The sequence below is a fragment of the Flavivirga aquimarina genome, from assembly GCF_030540835.1.
Lineage (GTDB): Bacteria > Bacteroidota > Bacteroidia > Flavobacteriales > Flavobacteriaceae > Flavivirga > Flavivirga aquimarina.
Window position 1 is genome coordinate 49,845 of the sequence record NZ_JAUOEK010000020.1, and the last position, 19,634, is coordinate 69,478.

Annotated in this window: 15 protein-coding genes; 5 read left to right on the forward strand and 10 right to left on the reverse strand. The window is 30.0% G+C overall.

Features of this window, described 5'->3' with window-relative positions; genetic code table 11:
* Window positions 1-14: 14 nt before the first annotated feature.
* The 4 genes from Q4Q35_RS00935 (at window position 15) to Q4Q35_RS00950 (ending at window position 4,415) form a co-directional block, all read left to right on the forward strand.
* Complete coding sequence (locus Q4Q35_RS00935; protein WP_303276041.1) at window positions 15-1,589, forward strand: sulfatase; 1,575 nt, start codon at window positions 15-17, stop codon at window positions 1,587-1,589.
* A 24-nt stretch (window positions 1,590-1,613) separates the two neighbouring features.
* Entirely contained in the window at window positions 1,614-2,420 is an 807-nt protein-coding gene (locus Q4Q35_RS00940) for an aspartate/glutamate racemase family protein (protein ID WP_303276042.1), read from the forward strand.
* Between the two features lie 49 nt (window positions 2,421-2,469).
* Window positions 2,470-3,891 carry a carbon starvation CstA family protein gene (locus Q4Q35_RS00945; RefSeq protein ID WP_303276043.1) on the forward strand — a complete coding sequence of 474 codons (1,422 nt, stop codon included), beginning with the start codon at window positions 2,470-2,472 and terminating at the stop codon, window positions 3,889-3,891.
* Window positions 3,892-3,953: 62 nt separating this feature from the next.
* Window positions 3,954-4,415, forward strand: coding sequence for an Lrp/AsnC family transcriptional regulator (locus Q4Q35_RS00950; RefSeq protein WP_303276044.1), 462 nt, complete (start codon window positions 3,954-3,956; stop codon window positions 4,413-4,415).
* A gap of 117 nt (window positions 4,416-4,532) precedes the next feature.
* Here the strand turns inward: Q4Q35_RS00950 and Q4Q35_RS00955 are convergent, their stop codons facing one another.
* A complete protein-coding gene (locus Q4Q35_RS00955; RefSeq protein WP_303276045.1) occupies window positions 4,533-5,552 on the reverse strand; it encodes an alpha/beta hydrolase family protein in 1,020 nt (339 codons plus the stop codon).
* Window positions 5,553-5,630: 78 nt separating this feature from the next.
* Entirely contained in the window at window positions 5,631-6,797 is a 1,167-nt protein-coding gene (locus tag Q4Q35_RS00960) for a helix-turn-helix domain-containing protein (RefSeq protein WP_303276046.1), read from the reverse strand.
* Window positions 6,798-8,494: 1,697 nt separating this feature from the next.
* Here Q4Q35_RS00960 and Q4Q35_RS00965 point away from each other — a divergent pair.
* A complete protein-coding gene (locus tag Q4Q35_RS00965) occupies window positions 8,495-10,429 on the forward strand; it encodes an alpha/beta hydrolase-fold protein (protein ID WP_303276047.1) in 1,935 nt (644 codons plus the stop codon).
* A 420-nt stretch (window positions 10,430-10,849) separates the two neighbouring features.
* Here the strand turns inward: Q4Q35_RS00965 and Q4Q35_RS00970 are convergent, their stop codons facing one another.
* The 8 genes from Q4Q35_RS00970 to Q4Q35_RS01005 form a co-directional block, all read right to left on the reverse strand.
* On the reverse strand, window positions 10,850-11,311 hold the full coding sequence (locus tag Q4Q35_RS00970) for a CAP-associated domain-containing protein (protein WP_303276048.1): 462 nt from the start codon (window positions 11,309-11,311) through the stop codon (window positions 10,850-10,852).
* 78 nt (window positions 11,312-11,389) lie between these two features.
* Window positions 11,390-11,710: a M23 family metallopeptidase gene (locus Q4Q35_RS00975; protein ID WP_303276049.1), complete on the reverse strand. Its 321-nt coding sequence runs from the start codon at window positions 11,708-11,710 to the stop codon at window positions 11,390-11,392.
* A 121-nt stretch (window positions 11,711-11,831) separates the two neighbouring features.
* A complete protein-coding gene (locus Q4Q35_RS00980) occupies window positions 11,832-12,086 on the reverse strand; it encodes a hypothetical protein (RefSeq protein ID WP_303276050.1) in 255 nt (84 codons plus the stop codon).
* Between the two features lie 279 nt (window positions 12,087-12,365).
* A complete protein-coding gene (locus Q4Q35_RS00985; protein WP_303276051.1) occupies window positions 12,366-12,890 on the reverse strand; it encodes a hypothetical protein in 525 nt (174 codons plus the stop codon).
* Between the two features lie 9 nt (window positions 12,891-12,899).
* Entirely contained in the window at window positions 12,900-14,696 is a 1,797-nt protein-coding gene (locus tag Q4Q35_RS00990) for a M23 family metallopeptidase (RefSeq protein ID WP_303276052.1), read from the reverse strand.
* Window positions 14,697-14,703: 7 nt separating this feature from the next.
* Window positions 14,704-16,131 (reverse strand): T9SS type A sorting domain-containing protein, encoded by a 1,428-nt coding sequence (locus tag Q4Q35_RS00995; protein ID WP_303276053.1) that lies wholly within the window; start codon window positions 16,129-16,131, stop codon window positions 14,704-14,706.
* Between the two features lie 106 nt (window positions 16,132-16,237).
* Complete coding sequence (locus tag Q4Q35_RS01000) at window positions 16,238-17,515, reverse strand: synaptonemal complex protein 1 (protein WP_303276054.1); 1,278 nt, start codon at window positions 17,513-17,515, stop codon at window positions 16,238-16,240.
* A gap of 398 nt (window positions 17,516-17,913) precedes the next feature.
* Window positions 17,914-19,464, reverse strand: coding sequence for a transglutaminase-like domain-containing protein (locus Q4Q35_RS01005; protein WP_303276055.1), 1,551 nt, complete (start codon window positions 19,462-19,464; stop codon window positions 17,914-17,916).
* Between the last annotated feature and the right edge of the window lie 170 nt (window positions 19,465-19,634).

The following is a 19,634-nucleotide window of genomic DNA, read 5'->3' on the forward strand; positions in this document are numbered from 1 at the left end:
TAAATTCCCCACTAATGATAACACAAAAAAGAATTATTTACGTTTTAATTTCAGGTCTACTTGTCTTAAGTGCTTGCCAACAAAAAACAGAAAAAGACCAAGCTACAAATACAACTCAACAAATAAAAAGACCGAATATTCTTTTTATACCTATAGATGATTTAAGACCTGAATTGGGGTGCTATGGCAATAGTATTATAAAATCGCCTAACATTGATAAACTAGCTTCCAATGGTGTTGTTTTTAATCGCACCTATTGTCAACAAGCTGTTTGTACACCTTCACGAACCAGTTTATTAACAGGTTTAAGGCCAGATTCAACTCAAGTTTGGGATTTAAAAACACACTTTAGAGATATCATGCCTGATATTGTATCGTTACCTCAGTTTTTTAAGAATAATGGGTATCATACCGTAGGTTTAGGAAAAACATTTCATAACACTTTACAAGATTCATTAGCTTGGAATGAATATTTACATGTAGACGGTTATCCTTTTGATCCTGATGCTGTGTATGTTAATCAAGATAATTTAATTTTACAAAAAGAACTTGAACTTAAACGTTTAAAATCTGGAAAGGCAAAGTTTGATAAGTATGGCTTTATTTATGTTAAAACAACTTCAAACGAAATGGGAGATGTCGATGATGACGCTTATTATGATGGTGCACAAACCACCATGGCCATTAAAAAAATGCGAGAATTAAAAGATAAAGATGAACCCTTCTTTTTATCTGTCGGTTTTTACAAACCACATTTACCTTTTAATGCTCCCAAGAAATACTGGGACATGTACAATAGAGAGGATATTCCTTTAGCATCCAATCAATTTCCACCCAAAGACAGTCCAGATTTTACGGTACATGGCGATGCTGAATTAAGAGGTTATAGCGATTGCAAAAGTAATTTACCAAAGCCAAATGAAGCACCTTGGAATGAGGATAGACAGAGAGAATTAATACATTCATACTATGCGTGTGTATCATACATAGACGCTCAAGTAGGCAGATTGATGAACGAATTAGAGCGTTTAGGTCTTAAAGAGAATACTACCGTTGTACTTTGGGGAGATCATGGTTGGAAACTTGGTGAGCACAATGGCTGGGGTAAACAAACTAATTATGAAATAGATACTAGAGTACCTCTTATTATAAGTGGCGACAATGTAAATTCAAAAGGAAAAACAACCAATGCTCTAACAGAATTTGTAGATATCTACCCTACACTTTGCGATATAACAGGTTTTGATATTCCTAAATACTTACATGGTAAAAGTTTAAAACCACTACTTAAGAACCCTAATGAAAAAATAAAAAATGCAGCTTATAGCCAATTTTTATTGGGAAAATATGGTCCTCTTAAAGACAGAAAAGAAGAAAAAATGGGATATACAGTTAGAACAGATCGTTATCGATATGTCGAATGGTATAAATGGATTAAAGAAAGTAATACTAGAGGGGACTTTATTGCAAGAGAGCTTTTTGATCATGATAAAGATCCTCAAGAGAATATAAATATTGCGAATGATGGAATAAATAAAAAATTAATAAAGGAAATGTCTGAAGAATTAAAAAAAGGCTTCACATTATAATTGAAGTGACTTAAAGAAAAAAACATGAAAAAAAACATATTAATTTTAATGTTTTTAGGACTTATATCTTGTAATATTTCTACTAAAAAGGATGTATTGGAAACTGAAAACTCAAAAATAGTTGATAAAAAAATGAATATATTAGGGTTAATTGGAGGAACTTCATGGCATTCAACATTAATTTATTACAGTATAATTAATCAATCTGTAAATGATCATTTTGGTAATAATACAAACCCTCCTTTGTTAGTATACACAATTAATCAAGCAGAAGTACATCGATTTCAGAAAGAAAACAAATGGGATTCCATAGCCTATATGTTAACACAAGGAGCTTTAAGCCTTAAAAAAGCAGGTGCAGAATCTGTTCTATTTTGCGCGAATACGCCACATAAAGTTTATAGTTTGGTTCAAGAAAAATTAGATACTCCGATTATCCATATAGCAGATGCAACAGCTAATGCCATTCATGACAAAAAAATTAAAAAAGTTTGTTTTATAGGTACCAAATATTCAATGGAAGAAGATTTCATTACTAAAAGAATTGAAGACAATGGTATTGATGTTCTGGTTCCTGAAGAAAAAACAGTTATTAACGAATTACATAGAATTATAATAGAGGAACTTACCTATGGGGAAGTTAATGAGACATCAAAGAAATACGTGTTGGATGTACTAAATAACTTAATTGATAAAGGCGCAGAAGGTGTCATTTTGGGTTGTACAGAATTCCCTTTAATGATTATGCAAGAAGATTTAAATGTTCCTATTTTTAATACTACCGAAATACATGCAAAGTCTGGAGTTGATTTTATTTTAAATAAAAACTAATTATAAAATAACTCTTTTTTTAACTATCTAATTTTTATACAAACAAACAATGATAACTTTTCTAATAAGCATTTTAATTTTAATTTTAGGCTATTTTGTTTACGGGAATTATATCGAAAAAAAATTTGGCATTGATACTAATAGACCAACACCAGCCATTTCTAAAGAAGACGGTGTAGACTTTGTTCCTCTTAGATTAGGTAAAATCTTTTTAATTCAGTTCTTAAACATTGCAGGATTGGGGCCTATTTTTGGTGCCATTGCAGGTGCTTTATGGGGGCCTGTTGCTTTTTTATGGATTGTTTTCGGGTCTATATTTGCTGGAGCAGTACATGATTACTTTTCGGGAATGCTATCAATAAGACATGGTGGTGATAGCATTCCTGAAATTGTTGGAAAATATCTAGGTACTGGTATTAAATACTTTATGCGCATTTTTTCTGTAGTGCTTTTAATACTTGTTGGTGTTGTTTTTGTAAAAGGCCCTGCAACTATTTTACAAGAACTTACAGGAGTAAATGTGTCGCTTTTAATTGGCATTATTTTTTTCTATTATTTATTAGCTACCATGATTCCTATTGATAAACTAATAGGCAAAATATATCCTTTATTTGGCTTATCGTTATTAATCATGGCAGTGGGATTGTTTTTTGTTTTAATTTTTCAAGACTATTCCATTCCAGAATTAACTTTAGAAAATTTAAGAAACTCACATTCAAACCCTAGCGATTACCCTGTGTTTCCATTGCTTTTTATAACCATAGCTTGTGGAGCAATATCTGGATTCCATTCAACACAGTCTCCTTTAATGGCTCGTTGTATTTCTAATGAAGCTGATGGTAAAAAAGTATTCTTTGGAGCTATGATAACCGAAGGGATAGTAGCTTTAATATGGGCAGCCATTGCAATGGCATTTTTTGGTGGCGTACGAGAATTAGGCGATACTATGGCACAAGAAGGACACAATGCAGCTTGGGCAGTAAATATAATTTGCAATACAACTTTAGGGAAAATAGGTGGAATCCTTGCCATTTTTGGAGTTGTAGCAGCCCCCATAACATCAGGAGACACAGCTTTTAGGAGCGCACGCTTAACCCTTGCTGATTCTTTTGATTATAACCAAAGTAAATTAGTAAAACGATTGTTAATTACGATACCAATCTTTCTAATTGCTTTTGCTTTAACGAAGGTTAATTTTGAAATTATATGGAGGTATTTTGGTTGGTCTAACCAAATGTTAGCAACTGTTGTACTATGGGCTATTGCAGTTTATATGAAACAGCAAAACAAAACAATATGGTTTATATTAATTCCTGCCGCTTTCATGACAGCTGTAGTAACTACATACATTTTGGTTGCTCCTGAAGGTTTTAAACTCGATTATAACTTATCCTGTGGTATTGGAATTTTTGCTTCTGTGTGTTTAACTATTTGGTTTTTAATTTATAAACCTAATAAAGACATAAGATAGCATCTTTTACATTTAATCAATTTACATAACTATTTATCCAAGGACGTAAATTTATTTTGACAATGGAAAAACTTGATGAAATAGATCTTAAAATTTTAAGAATTTTACAAAAAAAATCTAATAGAACAACTAAAGAAGTAGCAAAACTAATTAACCTTACCGCTTCTCCTGTATATGAGCGCATTAAAAGATTAGAAGAATGTGGATATATAAAGAAGTATGTCGCAATTTTAGATAAAAAACTTATTAATATACCTATAACCGCTATTTGTATGGTATCCTTACGATACCACGATGAAGGTTTTATAGACAAATTCGATAAACAAATAAAAGCCTTACAAGAAGTACAAGAGTGTTATCATATGGCTGGTAAAGTTGACTTTTTCTTAAAAATCAACCTTGAAAGTCTTGATAAATATCACGAATTTGTTAGATTAAAATTATCTAAAATTGAAAATATTGGTGTTTTAGAAAGTTATTTTGTTTTAAAAGAAATAACATCGACTACAGAATATTATATATGAATTTTCTTTTTCTAAAACACCAATTCATTCAACAAAATTCAAATCAATTCAAATTAATTTGTATTAGAACCTAAGTAATCAATTATTATACATTAATGTTAGTTACTTGGCTCTAAGTCAATCTAATAATGGACGGATGAATTCTTGTACACGTTTCCAATAATTTCTATCATCCCAAAACCCATGAATTCCTTCTTCATAGAAATAGGCGTCGATAGTTTTTCCCTCTCTAGTCATATCGTCAACCAGCCTTCTCGCAAAATCTACTGGTACAAATGGATCGTTTATGTCATGATGAAGTTGTACCGTTGGAAATTCTTTTAGAAAGTAAATTGGAGAACTGGAAATAAATTTTTTCCTTGCTTCACTTTCTGAAATTTTCCCTATTAATAAATCATTAAAAAATAATAATTTAAATTGATCTGGATATAATGAATAAAGAGCTTTCATATCAGTAGGACATGCGACGGCTATTACTTTTTTTATCCGCTTATCTCTAGCAGATGCTAATAAAGCGACAGTTCCTCCTCTGCTCCCTCCATAAATAGCTATTTGATTTTTATCAACCTGATCAAAAATTTTAAGTGTAGTATTCAGAAATGCTATTGCATCAGTCGTGGCTCCATCAAAAGCATCTCCAACATTTCCCTCGGACTGATATTTTTTATCGTGAATAATTAACTGTTGTCCTCGAAATGAGGGTATGACAATAATATATTTATCATCGAAATTTTCACCTAAAAAATTGGGAAATTGTACTGCCTTGTGATTGAAATCCTGACGTATATCAAATTGAATATGCATGCCATCTCCACCAGACGCAAAAATGATTACCGGTAATTTTCCAATGTTGCTATGTATTGGAATAATTACTGCTCCATAATGGGTGTTGTTTTCCACTTTATGAGAAATTACATATAATCGATTTGTATTTGGAAGTATTATAGAATCATGAATAATCACATCTTTAGGAGATAAATCTAATTTTTGATGCCCCCTAAGAACTTTCTTTATCTCTCTTGGAGAGGGGTCGACCAAAACCTTGTTTATTAAACTTTCTTCTACTTTGTTCTTCAATGTTTGTCCTTGACTAACATAAGAAATAATTGCTAATAGAATGAGTACTGAATTTTTCATCTTTTTTGTTTTAGTTCTAATTTTTTTCAAAACAACTAAATAAAGAAGTGGAAAGCGTACTAATATGAGGGATGATACTTATTTGAGAGAAGTATTTCTTTCTTTTTGAAATTTAGTAGGTGTAATTCCCGTAACTTTTTTGAAGACCCTATTAAAAGTAGTTTTTGAATTAAAACCAGATTCTAGTGCTATTCCCAATAAGGTAAGATCCTTATAGTTTGCATCATTCAATTTATTCTTAACTTCTTCTATTCTATAACTATTTATAAAGTCATAAAAGTTTTTCTCTAAATGATTGTTTAAAATGAACGAAATTAAATTTGGATCAGCCTCTAAATATGAAGACATTTCCTTAAGGCTTAGGTTTTCATTCAAATATATTTTCTCTTTGACCATAAGTTTGGTTATTCTTTCAACATATTCCTGAATTTCATTATGTGTCAACTTCCTGAAATTTTTGTTCTCTACTTTTTTACTATTATATCCTATAAAAACGAAATTCCTGAGCCCTAAACCTTCCAATCCTATCCAAAGCGTTAGATATGTTAACAAAAGGATTAAAACATAAAGAGTCAAAACAACAAAAAGGTACTGTAGTTGAAATCTAAAAAACAATAAAAATAAGGCTCCAACTGGTATCCAAATCATCCATAATAGACGGTAATAAACTATGAATTTTCTAAGCCATTTAAGGGTAATCTCTTTTAAATTAGAGAAATTTTTGAACACCCACTTATCATAATCATTAATGATATCAAGAGATAGGTGCAAATAATAAAGGATAGAACCTGCCGTCCAAGTATAAAGTAGAGGAATAATATAGAAATATAGAGACGAATTGTAAAACATCTGGTCCTTACTGGAGCTATCTACAATTATGACGGTTTGCAATGCTACTTCAACCATTACTGGAATAAAATGCTTAATCTGTACGCTTGAAATATTGAAATTGGTGTTGATAAGTGCCTGCGTATAAAAATATATTAGTGGGCCAATTGCGGTCAAATAGGAATATGGCACCCAAAGCGAAGTTGGAAAAATAGTGTCAAAATTAGTATCTAGAACCATCAAATAGGTTATGTGTGCATTGACAATAAAAATTGTTATTGATAGAAACCTACTAGCCAATTGTGTTTCCGCTTTTCTAAAAAAAAGAATTCCGGCCAATATAAAATTTTGAACTAACCCTGAAACAATGAAAAAATTGACTGGATTTAAATTGAAATATATTTCTTCGTTATTCAATTGGCAAAATGTTAATTGAGCTTGAGTCTAATGTTTAGGCTATGATTTTGTTATGAGTATTGTTCCAAGGGGGCTTACAAGTTAGGAATCAGCCGTCTAAAAGTAATGATTTTTATTGAACATAGTAAAAACAATGAATTAAACATTAAAAACAAAAGTCAAATCAGTTGTCTCGGTTACCTTTTTAATATAATTTGATACTTGATAACTGAATAGGTAACATTTTTAAACAAATCAATTCAAATTAAATGATAGTCTTAGAACCACAAAAACCTGATAATCGAATGATTATCAGGTTTTTGTTATTATTTGATTTATTAAAAAGTCGGGGCGGCAGGATGTTTGCCACAGACCCTATATTTTTAACAGTCAAAAAGTTACACGCTGTGTTATTGACTTGGTAACCGATTAGGTAACATATTTGATAAGAACTTTTGTTGTATTTTGCCTATCTCAGACGTTCAAATATAATATTTTAGTTATTATACAGGGCAATTAATACTATTTTTAATTTAGTCACTATTTTTTTGGTGTCATATAGTATCTGACAGATTTTATTATAACCTTAATTCTTTACAGTGTTGTACACATCTTTGCTGAGAAAGATTGGCATTTTAAAGACAAGCACCTGATTGGAACAATTGGGTGACTCGGAATTTTGACCAGCGGGAAAAATGGAAGAGCAAGAGGGTAACGGGCTATCGCCACGTTACATTGGCTCAACCCCTTTAAACATAAGGGTTCACGGGAATCCTTAAAAACCACTTTTTACTAAAATTTGCTGTAAAACCTCTGGGAAGCCCCATAAATAGGCGTTTTTTTGCAGCAAAAATTACTAAAATCTGCTTTGGTCGTACTTAATAATTGCAGCAGGCGTAACCACTTATTTTCAAAATACTGTTAAACAGTTGTTTATTTCATTTTCTCTAAATATACACTATCTGTACACTAAAATCGAAATGAGCTATTAAAAAACAAAATTTGTTTGTCTTTGCTATGTTAAAGATACAATTAGTATTAAAAAAACTAAATTAAATTTGATAAGTACAAAAGCATATATTTATGATATTGTTTATATTTAAATCAATAAAGTTTTATCATTAAAATAATATATGAAAAATAAATGGTTATCATTAATTGAAAAATATAAATACACCCTTGATTTATTTTTTATTGGTATACTTTTTTCCTTAACAGTATTTGAAGTTCCTTCTTTTGGATCTTACATTAATAAAAGAGAAATTTGCTTTATTTTGGTGGTATCAATATGGGGATTAATTAAACTGATTTTTTCAAAATTAAAACCTTATAAAATTTTTCTATATGATTTTTGCTTCCTTATAGCATTTATATCTTTAATAATAAATTTTCAATTTCTATCTAAAACCACATATTATTACTCAAGATTTTGGATTTATATAGGCTGTTTTTTTACTTTCTATCTTTTTAGATGGTTTTTTAACTCTAGTGCCAATAAACAAATAAAGCTTCATTTTACTCTATTAGTAATTTTATTCTGTTGTTTAATTGAATCAGTTATTGCTTTATTACAGAGTTATGACTATTTAGAGGTAGACCATAAATATTTTAAGCTCTTAGGCTCTTTTCCTAGCCCAAATTATCTTGGAGTATATCTAGGATTTGGAGTTATAATTTTGGTATGGTATTTTTTTGTTTTTAGAACTAAAAAAAAATGGATGATATTTACAGGAGTGATATTTACATCGACTATAGTAGCCGTTATTATAATGTCAAAATCTCGAGGTACTTGGCTTGCGTTAATAAGCTCAATATCCTTACTCTTACTTACTTCTAAGAAAATTATTGGGTTTATTACAAAACCATCTACCTCTGTAAAAGTGATTGGATTATTGAGTATAATGATTTTAATTTTTATTAGTGGTAAATATATATACTCACTAAACAAAGAATCTGTTAGTGGGAGAACTTTAATAGCAAAAATAACGTTGCAAGAAATAATAGACAAACCACTATTGGGACATGGTATTTTTACTTTTCCTGGTGGATATAATAGCGTAAAGGCAAATTATTTTTCATCTCAAAATAGACCTTGGGATGAAATAAAAGTTGGCGACTATGTATATAGTGCTTTTAATGATTATTTGATGATAGGATATGAATTTGGCCTTTTGGTTCTATTACTAATAGTTTTCTTGGGCGTTATGCTTTTTTTAAAATCTAAAATCACTATCGAAACTAGACTTGGAATGGCTCTTGTTTTGAATATAGCAGTTTGGGCATTATTCAATACGATATTAGGAAGTGTTTCTATTATATTGATTGGGATATTAGGGCTATCATTAATATTTTTATACGGTGATTTGAATAAAGACTTTTTTAAAACCAATTTTCATCTTAATAAAAATGTCTTATTAGCTTTAGTGTTTTCTTTTTCTTGCCTTGGTATTTATGTAGTAAGTACTAAAATTTATGGCGTAAAAAAATTTAAAAATTATTATACACAAAATAGAGGCTTATTTGATAAAGAGCAGCTTATTAGATTGTCAAAACCTCTTGAAAATAATCGAAATAATGATTTTGAACTCGGTAAAGCCTTGTATAAATTGGGTTATTTAAATGAGAGCTATGGTTTAATGGAAAAAAGTTTTAAGAAAACTTCCTTGCCAACTAATGGAAGACAGTTAGCCGAATTTTATTCGAAAAATGGTAATTATAATAGAGCTAACGAAATTTATCAATTTAATATAAATGTTGAACCTTATAGGTATGAACCACAAATGGATCATATTTCATTACTGGAAAAGACCAATAATTATAATGAAATTGTTAAAAGGTCTCATGAAATTATTGAATTTCCTGTAAAAATTCCATCGCAAAAAGTAAATGAATATAAAGAGTTGTCTAAAAAAAGGGTTGAAAAATATTCCAAATATGTTGACTCTTCTTCAATTTTAAAAGGAACCCTTTCAAAACCTTTTACAATAAAAAGTAAACTCTTAAACAAAAAACTGCTTTATAAAATTTATTTACCGCCTATTTCACTTATAAATAAAAAACTACCTATTGTTTATATAAACGACGGGCGTTCTTATATTAAAAAAGGTCATGCGGTTAAGGTTTTGGATAGTTTAATAAACAATAATATTATAAAGCCTATAGCCGCAGTTTTTTTAGAACCTAGAGACGGCAATAGAAAATGGAAAAATGTACGACAAGAATTATTTTTATGTAATCCCACTTTTGTGGATTTTTTCCTTGAAGAGTTTATGTCTCATATAGAAAGAAAATACCCTATTAGTAATCTTAAAAAAGACAGAACAATTATGGGTATGTCCTTTGGCGGTTTAGCCGCTGCTTATATTGCAAATACATCTCCAAATTCTTTTAAAAATGTAATTATGCAATCTCCTGCCTTTCATCCATGCCCAGAAATATATAAAGTATACTCAAAAGAACCAAAAAGAGATTTTAAAATGTATTTAAGTTATGGTACAGGTAAAGATACGGAAAAACAAGACCTGCCTATGATTAGGATTCTAAATGAAAAAGACTATAAATTAAAAGTAGAACGCGTAGAAGGTGGAAACCATACTTGGGACGTTTGGAAAGAACAATTAGATGATATTTTTATGTATTATTTCAAAAAATAATATTATAAAAAATTATTCAAACCTAAATAAAACAACTAGTCAACAAAAAATTTAAAGACTTCTTTAATAAAAATGTAGCTACACTTTTAAAAGCAAAACCTCTTAGACTCTTTAAACTCTAAAAGGCTTGTTGTTTTATTTAGGTGTGTTTGTCTTATAAATGTTTAATGTAAGCGCATTAGAATCTGCTGAATGTTTAGACACATTTTCTGGTACCAATTCATTAATTTTATCTTCCATTGCCTTTTTTATGCTTTCTGCTGTCTACCAGTTTTAGCGACAACTTACTTGCCTCTGTTAAGACCAGACTCGCTTATAGCACATAAAACGACAAAACCTCTTGGAATTTTAACTCTAAAATATTTTTTAGCATTGCCCATTGCCTATTATACTATAACTATAGGGTGGGTAAAAATCAGATTATGTGTGTACTAAATACAAAATTTTTGAAACTAATCCATTGGCATTAAATACAAATGAAAGTATTGCATAGTCTTGAAAACGAATAACTAAACGACCGTCTATTTCTTCATAATTTGTAAATTTATTCTTTACCTCTGATTTACTAGCTCCAATTTTAATATCATTAATAGATAACTTCATATCTTTTATAACAATATTAGTTATTGCATGAGATTCATCCTTAAAATCTATATAAGACAAACCATATTTGTAGGTATAAGTATTATATCCAAATTCTTGTACGATTTGTGCTCCTCCTTCAGTTACAGAATCTGGATAACCTATTTTGGATAGTATTTCACTTTGATTGAATTCACTAGAAATATCAAAATCATTAACAAAATACTTTTGAGCTGTAACTTTTTTACAAGAAAATAGTATTGCTAAAAATACTAGGTTTAATATAATTTTATTTTTCATAATCACTAAGTTTATTAATTACAAAGGTTGCCTTGTCCTGTTGTTATATTTATTGCTGTATTAAAACTTTCTGTAGGGTTATATACTTGTCCATTTTCTCCCCCTTAAATGCAAATGGGATCCAGCACTGTGAACACTATTAGCATTACCTGTTGTTCCTGTATATCCTATTAAATCTCCTTGAGCGATTGTATCTCCTGCTTTATAAGGGGCACCAGTATTCGGGTTTATTTCAATTTCTGATAAATGCCAATATCCAAATTGAAAATTATTAGAATCTACAGTAGAGCTTATATAAATTCTATTACCAGCAGCATTTTTATCACCCGTCCAAGTGTTTTTTTCTTCCCAATCCTCACCCTCTGTATGACTCGTAATGGAAAAATCAACTGTAACCATTATACATTGAATAAATTGGAGTACCTACTGGAGCTTCAAGTATCTTATTACTGGATATATCTACATATACGTAACATAAGAGTCATAGCTATTCAATTCAAATGTATAAATCTTTTTTCCATTAACTGTTTTTGAATTTAAATCCGAAAGATAAGTTTCCACTATCTCCAATTTTAAGCTGTTTGCTTTTTACATCAAGCACAGATGAATTACCTTCTATTTCAATACTCGCTAAATCATAAGTAATAACTGAACCGTCCTGAATACCATTATAAAACTCAATACATATTGAGCTTTTTGTAAATTTAATCCAATGTTCTACCACTTCATTAAACCCCTGTTCGATAGTTAAAGAGTTATTAAACAAGCTTTGCATACTAGATGTATTGCCATTTGTATCAATTATATCTTGAATGATACATTGTCAAATTTCAAGTTTGAATATTCAGTTGCACTAAGACTATTATTTTGAGCTACTACACCACAATATGCTTGTGCAATTAAAATTAAGGCTAAAAAAAGTGTTTTGATATTTTTCATTATTTGTTGAGTCTCCTTGATAACCATAATATCGCCAGTCTTAACAGTTCCTAAAACAAAACCCTCAATGCATGAAGCTTTGAGGGATATAACTATTATTAATGTTTATTTAAAATTATAAGGCTAATTGGTTGTTAAATTCTATTGACGATATCTTATTTGTTGAGTTATTGTAATTAATTATCAGCGTAATATCAATAGGAGTGCTACTTTTATATAAAATATAGTGCTCATTATTGTAGCTGCTATTGGCTACATTACCTAAAACATTTATAGAGTTATTTACTGAAATGACATTTGTTTGCAGTTTGACAATAGGAGTATTACTATTAACGGTAACAGATCTTAATAAAAAAACAGACCCTGTATCATCATTTTTTAAAAATGTAAATTCAATACCATCACCATAATATGTTAATTGAGTTCCTGTTTCTGTAATTTGAGATTGAGTCGTTAAACCATTACCAAAAAGATTTTGCATTTTAATATTTTCACCATTAGTTTGATCAATATCCTGAATACATTTTCCATTAAATAACAGTTCTGTTGTTATTATGCTTTCTGATAATAAATTTTCATTAATCTGTGAATATAAATTAGCACTAAAAAGTACTACGATAAAAGATATTATATATTTCATTTTTTCTATTTAATTACAATTAGATGTTATTACTCCTGTAGTTTCATTTATTGAAGCTTTTAGATAATTTTCAGGATTTACTGTAACTCCATTTTCTTTTATTTTTATATGAACATGTGAAACAGCTGATTTACTTTTTATTGCCTTTTTAAGATTACCCGAATCCCCTTGATAACCAATAATATCTCCAGCTTTTATTGAGCCAGTCTTTCTATTTGCGTTTTGCATATGAAAATACATGCTCGTTACAGTTTTTCCATTTATACTTGATGTTAATACAACAAAATATCCAGCATCTTGTGAATTACTACCAGCTAAAGTTGCAGTTCCATCAAACATAGCATAAATAGGATCACCATAATCTGTTTCTATATCAATTCCACGATGCCATTTAGGGAACAACTTATATGTTCCGTCAGTATTTTTTAGATACTTGCCATCTGATCCTTTTTTTAATTTCTTTCTGTGATCATCACCATATAGACCACCTCCTATACCTGAATTACGTTGTTTCGCAACTTGCATATTTCCTGTCGTAGGGTTTCCTCTAGTACAATCAGAACAAGGCTTGGCTGAATCATAATTTGGATTACCTGGTTTATTACCTTTTGGGCAATCTAAATACTCAACTGGAAAATAATTTGCTTGGGATGTTGTCCCATCTGTTTTTACATAATCTCTAGTTTCTTTAGGACCAGTAACATTTACAGTACTTCCAGAATCTATTTTACCTGATTCACAATTAGCATCTGCAATTATTATGCCATCTTCGTCTCTGAAATTATCTTGACTTGTAGTTGTATTTTCTCCTTCTGCAGCAGTTTTACTTGTAAAAGCACTTTCGTGTAAATATCCTGTTTTGTATTCACAATTAGTTGGGATACATTCACATTTCTCGTCATCTAATTTCTCATTGACGTTACAAACCTTTAAACACTCTTCATCGCAGTTATCTGTCTTAGTAGCATCGTTATCATCGCAATCATCACCAATAGTGGATTGTACCCAATTATTACCATCTTGAGGTCGACTATCACCTTCATCAGCTGTTTCAGAATAAGAATGGTAGCCATCAAAATCGTTATCTATATACCAAATTACAGAACAAACAGTATCGGTAGTGCAATGGCAGCCATTTTCATTACAATTTTCAAATTCAGCTGTTGTATAGTTATCATCATTATGAACTAAATGTCTAAATCTTTCAATAATTAACGCTTCTAGATAAGATACAAATAATTGCATATCAGTAGATAATTGTGCTTGGTTATTGTTTGAAGCTATTACTTGTTGTTGGACAGTAGCAACCGTTAAACTAGTTTTATTTTTATTATTATATGCTTCTAGCAAATGTGCAATATCTACTAAAGGTATTTGGGGTAATTGCATAACAATTGGTGCAATAATAATTTTTAAAGGTTCTGTTTTAACCCTGATCTGAATTTCATCTTGTAATGCAGGTATTCTAATTTGTACTCCCTGATTAAAATCTGGGTTTATAAAAGATGAATTAGTTTCATCAACTCCGCCACCTGAATTGTCATCATCATCGTCATCCCAAGAATCATCCCAAGAATCATCCCAATCATCCCAGCCGTCATCACTGGTATCGTTATCATCATCTCCACCTCCACCACCAATAACAATAACCTCGTCTAACTCTTCACCAGCGTCCCAATCATCCCAAAAATCATCATAGCCATCATCACCTTCGTCCGATTGTGCAAATACTTGGGTACTTCCTAGGCTTAAAAATAATAAAAAAAGTACAGTTAATTTTATCAGCTTGTTAAGTTGTATTTCCATAATCTTTTTAATTATCTTTAATAATTAAACGTGTGTATAATTGGTTTCCAGCAAATAGCCTTACTACATACAAGCCTTCTGGTAAGCTGGGGTTAACGGGTACGGCATACGTATAGTTTCCAGGGTCTTGATGTGTGGTTGGTACAACTACTATTGGGTTGCCACCATTTATACTTACTAATTCTACATAAACGTTAGCAACCATTTCTAATTGGTATTGTACTGTTAATTGATTAACAAAAGGTACAGGATATAGTTTTATAAACTGATCTTCTTGGGCTGCAAGTGCCAACAATAGTGCTTCATCTTCACTATTATCTGCTTCATGTTTCGGCTTTAATATGATACGGGTTGGCTGCCCGTATTCCATCCAATTATCTATATAAGTATCTACAGTGCCAATTAAATAGATGCTGTTTGAAATAACTTGTTTTTTTAGGTTTATTGATAGCACTCCGTAATCTAAACTCAGTTCTTTAGGATTGCTTGAATACAGCTTATCTAATGTGAAATTAAATGGGGTTTTAAAGTACAGATAATCATCTTGAAATGATGCTATTATGGTGTCTTGCTGTTCTAAAATAGAATAGTTTACATCCATAGATTTATCTGAGCCTTTAAAGGATAGCTCAATAGGTAAAATGCGCTCAATTTTATTGCCAGACCAATCGTACTGTATTAGTTTACCTTCCCAATCTCCTATAACATCTTCTACGGTTACTGGCTCCTGTTCTTGCAATGTTTCTATGGGTGTTGTAATGGCGGCTTCTAAATTAGTATTGTTGTTACTAATATCATTTAAAGCTTCTTCAACGGCGGTATCAGTATTTTCTTTTTGATTATTTTGAATATAGGATACTAAGGTTTTACTGTTAATAATAGTGTTAGTTAATAGAATTTCTAAAGCCTTATTCTCATCTGCTGGCACACCATAGCCTTGATAGTAACAGAGCCCTAAAAAATGTTTTGCCATAGGGTCTTCACTATTTTTAAACCATTGAATGGCTTGTTGGTAATTTTGTTCTACTCCTAAGCCTTTATAATACATGTAGCCTAAAGAGTAAGTCGCTCTTTGATTTCCGTTGGTACTAGATTTTTTAAACCAATCAATAGCTTTGTTAAAATTAATGGCGCAGCCAGCTCCTGTTTTATACATTCTGCCTAAGTTGTATTGCGCTGTTGCATGACCTTTTTCTGCTCCACTAGAAATATACTTAAAAGCAGTAGCTTCATCTACAGGTGTACCAATACCCTTTAAATAGAGTACTCCTAGTAAGTTTTCGGCAGCGGAATTACCATTAAGTGCACAAGGCTCAACAAGTTTAAAAATAACAGCTGAATCATCAAAAGGAGAGTTTTCTGCCAAAAGATTTTTTGCTTTTTCTAAATCATTGTCACAAGTGCTATCTTGAGAATATGCTGTATACCACGACATACTCAAACAAAATAAAATTAAATAATAGTTTTTCATCAATTATATATTTTTTTGATTAGAAATTTGCGTTTCAGCCTTTTACTAACCATATCAAAAGAACCAAACTTTAATCTTCCCATAAGTATGTTCTTTTATCCATTTTTTTTGCAGGGTTAACAGTTAGGTTAAAGCTTTCCATTAATACCTTATAATCTTTTTGAAACTTAAATCTTAAGGCACTTGATTTTTGCTTTTTAACATTTTTATTAAAACTATAATATGCCGAGACAATTTCTTGATTGTAATGAAACAACTCTATCATCTTAATAAGCTCTGTTTCTTGAGCTTCTGTAAAGGTGTAGGTGGTTTTTAATTGCGCTATTTTTTCAGTAGTTTTATTGACTACATTAGGTAAAAACTGTTCACCAAATAATTTGGCAAACTGTTTTCTGTCGATTAATTTTGCTAGATTTTCTGCAAATTCTTTCTTAATTTCAGATTTTTCTTTTACGGCTGTATTTTCAAAAAGCTCAGACATACCATCAGCTTTTTTAATTTTTTCTGCCCTAGTTTTCAAATCTGTAGCGCGCTTTTCAATTAACCCTAAAATATTATTTGCCACATCTGTACTTATACCCGCTTCTGCTGCTTTAGAAATAAAGTTTTCATTCTCCTTAATCTTTTTTCTAGCTTTAATTTCGGATTGTTTAATAGAACCTTTATCAAATGCATATGAGCAATAGAGGTCGGAATCTCTTTCTAATTGCATTACAGAATAAGAGTCTAGAGTTTTTAAAACCATATCGCTTAAATGAGCATACAATTCCTTACTGGCATAATTGATTGATACAGAATCTAACTCCTTTAAAGCTGAACATTTGGACAGAACTCTTTTCGTTTCTTGTTTAGCTATTGTTTTTGCTATTTTTTTAAGCTCATTGCTCTTTGCTAATATTTCTATTTTTGTAGTAATAAGTTCTGAAGGATTGACTAAGCCAGTATAGAAATGATATTTGATATAATTAGTCTCATAATCTTGTTCTAAGTCATGCTTTGATGCTACCTTTTTCCATAATTTAACAGCTTTTTCCAAAGTTTGTATTTGAGTTTCCCTCCATTGTTCAAAAGCTAGAGTTAAGCTATCTGTTTTTTGCTGCTTAATGGTTGGACTATTTAAATACTGATATTTTGTTAGTTCCTTGTAATATTCATAATCAACAATATTGATCTCTAAGGTCTTTTCGTAATCCTTTGGGAACTTATACTTTAAAATCAATTTGTTTAATTTTGAAGCAACTTTTTGCTTCACAGAATCTAAATTTACCTGTACAGAATAATCCTGTTGTGCGAAAATGGGTAAACTTAAAAATGACATTACTATTAATTGTAGTATGCTTTTTCTCATACGTGCCTTTTATCTGGGTTAAAATAAATACTCATATTAAAACTGGTTAATCAGATTGGTTTTCCAAATTTATTAAAACATTTCACATAAGTAGTATTTTTAGTAAAAAAAAACGTAAGCTTTTGCCTAAAAAATAGTGTGTTATTTAATATTTATAAAGATGTAATTACTTATCATTTTGATTAGTAATACTTTATAAGAAATTTAATAAATAGAAGAAATATTCTTAATGAATAGAATGCCTTTTATAATAAGTGTTTTGAAATTGAGATTAAAATGACTAGAGGCAAAAGACCTTTTTATTAATATGTTTTATTTACAATCAAGCATTCATTTTAAAGAAAATTTTATGATTTGTAGGCTGTAATGTTAAAAACAAATATTAAATAGACAAACAATTAGTACCAAACTATTTGATTCGTTTTAGATTCAATCATAAAAATTCTTTCAAAACGATCTTCTTTTTCTGGAACTAATCTAAACAATGCATTAGAAGGGATGTTTTCAAAAAACACTTCTTTATTTTTTGCTATAGAAGTCCCTATTTTTTTCCAACCATTGTCCCAGTAAAACAATCTGTATTTTTCTCCTTCAATTATTTCTAATGTATTAAAATCTATATAATCAGTTTTGCGCTCATTAAATCTAGATAAAGTTCCAGAAAAAGTGCTTGTAGTATCTGGAATTAATTCATATTGTTCTCCTTCTTTATCAATTAAAAAGGGATGACTTAAATAAGTCATCTTTCCTTTACTATAGGTGCTTGGTAAGTAAACTAAATCCCTTCCCATATTTTGAAAAGTCATCATATTCATATTTTCTTTACCCCAATCAATTACTTTCCACTCACCTAAATTAAAGACATTTATATATGCGATAGAATCATTGAATTTATTATTGTTTACTGAAAGATTGCTTACTTCAACATATTCAGAAGTTACATCTTTTATATTTTTGTCTCTTAGAGCCCCTTTGGGTATTTTTAATAAAGGAATTATGTTTGCTAATGTATTTTCTTGAATAGAAAACGTTTTTCTAAAAACTTTCCCCAATCTTTTTCGGTTTGCATTATAAATGTAAGGTAGACAGTCATTAGCATCATTTATAGCATTACTGTTAAAAGGAATATGGTTACCATTTGTATCTACTACTGTATTCCAAAAATGTCTGTTTGATGACGCTGCATAATGTGGTGTAAAATCAAAGGTTGCAGCAATTCCTTTAGATCTACAAACCATTAAAGCAAAATTAGCTAAATCTGGGCAACTTCCCTGTCTTCTAAACAACATTTGGCTTGGGCTTAAAAATGGAATGGGATCAGGTCTTTTATTTATAAAAGTAAACTCATCTAAACTACTAATTATTTGTGTGCAAATAGCTACTGGATCTGTAACATCATCTATCATATATTTAGTACGATTCGCTAAGACTTTATAGTCTTCACGCCAATTTTCCAAAGGCTCTGTCAAACTTCTATAAGGTAAAATATATTCGCAAAAGGTTTCAAATGAATATCCTTTTGACCAGATATTTTTTTTCCATTCTAAAAAAGCAGCGTCAATGTTTTTGATTAAAAATTCAGAAGAAATAGAATTAACGTCATACTCAACATTTTTTTTTGGTCTAATTTTTATACTATCATTTAACTTTTTTAAGTATTTGAATGCTAATTTATAATCTGGAAAGTCAAATTCTGTAAAATTTATTGCTTTGTTCTTATCTATATTAATCCATTGATAATTTATAGATTTATGTATTGGCATATTTTTGATTAAAAAAAGAGCTGCTTGATACTTTTCCTCTTCTCCGTTTTTTGAGTAATGACTTAAAACAGTTTGTAAATTTTGTTTGTTTTCTTTAAATAGTTCAAGAGTATCTTCCAAACTTTGAGAAAAAAGAAAAAGACTTCCTAAAAAAAAGGAAATTGTTAAAATTGCTTTTCTAGACATATTTTGATTACTATATTATTTAATATACCCGTTGTGCATTTAGAAAAAGTTGTGCAAACTACTAAATAGCAGTAAATTGTAGTTACGACACAACAATTAGCGATGCACAACTTTAAAGCAAATTACGATAAAATATTAGAGGTTTTAAAAGGATTAGGTACAAAATCAGA

Coding starts and splice junctions, on each gene's coding strand:
- Q4Q35_RS00990 (WP_303276052.1), bottom strand. CDS start 14,696: ATGGAAATACAACTTAACAAGCTGATAAAATTAACTGTACTTTTTTTA.
- Q4Q35_RS00980 (WP_303276050.1), bottom strand. CDS start 12,086: ATGCAAAGCTTGTTTAATAACTCTTTAACTATCGAACAGGGGTTTAAT.
- Q4Q35_RS00935 (WP_303276041.1), top strand. CDS start 15: ATGATAACACAAAAAAGAATTATTTACGTTTTAATTTCAGGTCTACTT.
- Q4Q35_RS00945 (WP_303276043.1), top strand. CDS start 2,470: ATGATAACTTTTCTAATAAGCATTTTAATTTTAATTTTAGGCTATTTT.
- Q4Q35_RS00975 (WP_303276049.1), bottom strand. CDS start 11,710: ATGGTTACAGTTGATTTTTCCATTACGAGTCATACAGAGGGTGAGGAT.
- Q4Q35_RS01005 (WP_303276055.1), bottom strand. CDS start 19,464: ATGTCTAGAAAAGCAATTTTAACAATTTCCTTTTTTTTAGGAAGTCTT.
- Q4Q35_RS00970 (WP_303276048.1), bottom strand. CDS start 11,311: ATGAAAAATAAAATTATATTAAACCTAGTATTTTTAGCAATACTATTT.
- Q4Q35_RS00995 (WP_303276053.1), bottom strand. CDS start 16,131: ATGTCGTGGTATACAGCATATTCTCAAGATAGCACTTGTGACAATGAT.
- Q4Q35_RS00955 (WP_303276045.1), bottom strand. CDS start 5,552: ATGAAAAATTCAGTACTCATTCTATTAGCAATTATTTCTTATGTTAGT.
- Q4Q35_RS00950 (WP_303276044.1), top strand. CDS start 3,954: ATGGAAAAACTTGATGAAATAGATCTTAAAATTTTAAGAATTTTACAA.
- Q4Q35_RS00985 (WP_303276051.1), bottom strand. CDS start 12,890: ATGAAATATATAATATCTTTTATCGTAGTACTTTTTAGTGCTAATTTA.
- Q4Q35_RS01000 (WP_303276054.1), bottom strand. CDS start 17,515: ATGAGAAAAAGCATACTACAATTAATAGTAATGTCATTTTTAAGTTTA.
- Q4Q35_RS00940 (WP_303276042.1), top strand. CDS start 1,614: ATGAAAAAAAACATATTAATTTTAATGTTTTTAGGACTTATATCTTGT.
- Q4Q35_RS00965 (WP_303276047.1), top strand. CDS start 8,495: ATGATATTTACAGGAGTGATATTTACATCGACTATAGTAGCCGTTATT.